3 protein-coding genes are annotated in these 3,686 nt (G+C 72.9%); 2 read left to right on the forward strand and 1 reads right to left on the reverse strand.

Annotated features, from left to right (window positions below; genetic code table 11):
- Positions 1-180: 180 nt before the first annotated feature.
- The gene (locus ACFU8Q_RS40125) at positions 181-1,479 is read left to right on the forward strand and encodes a DUF6986 family protein (protein ID WP_384464746.1); all 1,299 of its coding nucleotides are present in this window, start codon (positions 181-183) and stop codon (positions 1,477-1,479) included.
- Between the two features lie 17 nt (positions 1,480-1,496).
- Here the strand turns inward: ACFU8Q_RS40125 and ACFU8Q_RS40130 are convergent, their stop codons facing one another.
- Positions 1,497-2,525, reverse strand: coding sequence for a LacI family DNA-binding transcriptional regulator (locus tag ACFU8Q_RS40130; RefSeq protein ID WP_384464752.1), 1,029 nt, complete (start codon positions 2,523-2,525; stop codon positions 1,497-1,499).
- Positions 2,526-2,706: 181 nt separating this feature from the next.
- Here ACFU8Q_RS40130 and ACFU8Q_RS40135 point away from each other — a divergent pair, with 181 nt between their 5' ends.
- Entirely contained in the window at positions 2,707-3,681 is a 975-nt protein-coding gene (locus ACFU8Q_RS40135) for an ROK family protein (RefSeq protein ID WP_384464749.1), read from the forward strand.
- The last annotated feature ends 5 nt before the right edge of the window (positions 3,682-3,686 follow it).

The following is a 3,686-nucleotide window of genomic DNA, read 5'->3' on the forward strand; positions in this document are numbered from 1 at the left end:
GGCTGACCCGCCCCCTTCGAACAGCGTCCCGACGGTCCGGGGCCGCGTGGTGTCCCCCCCACCACACGGCCCCGGACCGTTTTGGATCAGCATTGACGCAGGTCCGACGGCCTTATAACTTCACTATACGGATTGTTGATTCCGGGAAGCGGAAACAACGTGACTGTGGAGGGTGTGGAAATGGGACAGCAGGAGAAGGTGGCAACGAGTCTCGCCGGTGTGGTCAGCGAGGAGATCAGCGCTTCCCTCACCGCGGTCGACGCCGAGCTCGCCCGCCGCTACCCGGGGGACCCGGGCACGCGCCAGCCGGTCCACACGGTCTACGTCCCCGGCGACGCGTTCACCTCCGGCACCATCCGGTCCTGGGGCGACCAGGCACTGAAGGCCCTCGACGAACACGCCCCCGACGCGGCCTCGTTCGCCACCGCGCTCGGCATTCCGGACGAGCTCGCCGCCCCCGTCCATGAGCGAGTACGCGCCAAGCTGGAGCGCGAGCCCGTCGAAGACCTGCGCATCGACTTCGAGGACGGCTACGGCCCCCGCCCCGACGCCGAGGAGGACGAGGCCGCGGCCCGCGCCGCCCGGCTCGTCTCGGAGGCGTACGAGAACGGAACGGCTGCCCCGTACATGGGCATCCGGATGAAGTGCATGGAGGCCGCCGTACGCGACCGCGGCATCCGTACCACGGACATCTTCCTCACCGGCCTGATGCGGGCGGGAGGCCTCCCCGACGGACTGGTCCTCACCCTCCCCAAGGTGACGTACCCCGAGCAGGTCACCGCCTTCGTGCGCCTCCTCGAAGCGTTCGAGCAGGCGCACGGCCTGCCGGCCGGGCGGCTCGGCTTCGAGATCCAGATCGAGACCAGCCAGTCCATCCTCGCCGCCGACGGCACCGCGGCCGTCGCCCGCATGATCGACGCCGCGCAGGGCCGCGCCACCGGTTTGCACTACGGCACCTTCGACTACAGCGCCTGCGTCGGCGTCAGTCCCGCCTACCAGGCCAGCGACCACCCGGCCGCCGACCACGCCAAGGCCGTCATGCAGGTCGCCGCAGCGGGCACCGGCGTACGGGTCTGCGACGGCTCCACCAACGTCCTCCCGGTCGGTCCCACCCATCAGGTCCACGACGCCTGGCGGCTCCACTACGGCCTCACGCGTCGCGCGCTGGCCCGCGCCTACTACCAGGGCTGGGACATGCACCCGGGCCACCTGCCGACCCGTTACGCGGCCGTGTACACCTTCTACCGCGAGGGCCTGGAACAGGCTGCCGGGCGGCTCGCCGCGTACGTCGCGAAGGCCGGCGGCGACGTCATGGACGAACCCGCCACCGCCAAGGCGCTCAGCGGATACCTCCTGCGCGGCATCGACTGCGGTGCCCTGGACACCGCCGAGGTCGCCCGGCTGACCGGGCTGACGCGCGCGGACCTGGACGCCTTCGCGTCGCCGCGCCGGGGCGGGCTCACGGTGACCGCGCCGTAACCGCGGCGCCCCGTGGCTCAGGCGGGCGGCAGCTCGCCCGAGCCACGCGGGACGAGCGTCGTCGGGAGCTCCACGCGGGCCGGGGGGTGGTCGGCGCCGTCCAGGCGGCGGAAGAGGTGCTCCGCGGCGGTGCGGCCGACGGCGGCGGCGTCCTGGGAGATGACGGTGATGCCGAGCAGGTCGGCCAGCTCGATGTCGTCGAAGCCGACCAGGGCGACCCGTCGTTCCTGCTCCGCGAGGACACGTACAGCCGTCACCGTCACCCGGTTGTTGCCCGCGAACAGTGCGGTGACGGGCTCGGGGCCGGACAGCATCTCCTCGGCCGCGGCCCGGACCCGGTCGGGGGCCGTCGAACCGAGGGAGACCCAGGAGTCCTTCACCGCCGTCCCTGCGTCCGCCATGGCCGCGTGGTAACCGCGCAGCCGCTCGGTGGCGGTGTGGATGCGCGGCTGGTCGCCGATGAAGCCGATCCGGCGGTGGCCGTGCGCGATCAGATGCGCGACGCCCTCGCGGGCGCCGCCGAAGCTGTCGGAGAGAACCATGTCGGCGTCGATCCGGCCCGCGGGGCGGTCCACGAAGACGGTGGCGACGCCCGCCTTTATCTCCGGCTCCAGATAGCGGTGGTCGTCGCCGGCCGGGATCACGATGAGACCGTCCACCCGGCGCGCGCACAGGGCCAGGACCAGCTCCTGCTCACGCTCCGGGTCCTCGGCGCTCGACCCGTTGATGAGCAGGGCGCCGTGTGCCCGGGCGACCTCCTCCACCGCGCGGCTCAGGGGCCCGTAGAACGGATCGGCGAGATCCTCCAGGACGAGCCCGATGGAGGCGGTGCGGCCCTTGCGCAGGACGCGCGCGCTGTCATTGCGGCGGAAGCCGAGCGCCTCGATGGCCTCCTGGACCCGGCGTTCGGTGTCGGGCGTGACCCCCGGCTCACTGTTGACCACACGGGAGACCGTCTTGAGGCCCACTCCGGCGCGAGCGGCCACGTCCTTCATGGTCGGCCGGTTGCCGTAACGGGTCTCGGAGTGACGGGCGGTCTCGGCCACGGTGCGCTGTCCTGTCGTCGGGTGCGGGTGGTCCGGCGGGCCCGCGAACGGTGCTACGGAGAGGCCGGAGGCTGTGCCGTCGAGCATAGGCCCTGGACAACGTTGTCAGCTGAATGGAGACTGAGCAGACTGATACTGAAGCCGCAGGTCCCGTACCCCGACTCATCACGGAGCCACACCGATGCATACCGACCTCGTCGCCGCGCTGGATATCGGCGGAACCAAGATCGCCGCTGCGCTGGTGGACGGCGGCGGCGCGCTTCTCGTACGGGCGCAGCGGCCGACGCCCGCCCGGGAGAGCGCCGAGACGGTGATGGGGGCTGTGACGGAGGTCCTGGCCGAGTTGTCCGGCTCGCCGCTGTGGGGAGGGGCGGCGGCTGTCGGCATCGGCAGCGCGGGCCCGGTGGACGCCTCGGCCGGTACCGTCAGTCCCGTCAACGTCCCCGCCTGGCGCGACTTCCCGCTGGCGGAGCGCGTCGGCAAGGCGGTCGGTGGACTGCCCGTCGAGCTGGTCGGCGACGGAGTCGCGATGACGGCGGCCGAGCACTGGCTGGGCGCGGCCCGCGGCTACGACAACGCGCTGTGCATGGTCGTGTCGACCGGTGTGGGCGGCGGACTCGTCCTCGGCGGAAAGCTGCACCCCGGCCCCACGGGCAACGCCGGGCACATCGGCCACGTCAGCGTGGATCTGGACGGCGACCCGTGCCCGTGCGGTTCACGCGGTTGCGTCGAGCGCATCGCCAGCGGACCGAACATCGCCCGCCGGGCGCTGGAGACCGGCTGGCGGCCCGGACCGGACGGCGACGCCTCGGCCGCCGCCGTGGCCGCTGCCGCGCGGGCCGGGGATCCTGTCGCCACCGCCTCGTTCGAACGTGCCGCGCAGGCGCTGGCCGCCGGGATCGCCGCCACTGCCACACTCGTCGAGATCGACATCGCGGTGATCGGCGGGGGAGTCGCCGGTGCGGGCGACATCCTCTTCGCTCCGCTGCGCCGTGCCCTGCGGAGGTACGCCACGCTCTCCTTCGTCCAGCACCTCAGGGTGGCCCCGGCGGTGATGGGCACCGACGCGGGGCTGGTGGGCGCGGCCGCCGCGGCGGCGCGGGTGGGTCCGGGCGGGGCCATGGCCGTTCGGGCCCGACAGCCGACGGCGCGGTGAGAAGC

It is taken from the genome of Streptomyces sp. NPDC057543 (assembly GCF_042801895.1).
In the GTDB taxonomy this organism is placed as follows: domain Bacteria; phylum Actinomycetota; class Actinomycetes; order Streptomycetales; family Streptomycetaceae; genus Streptomyces.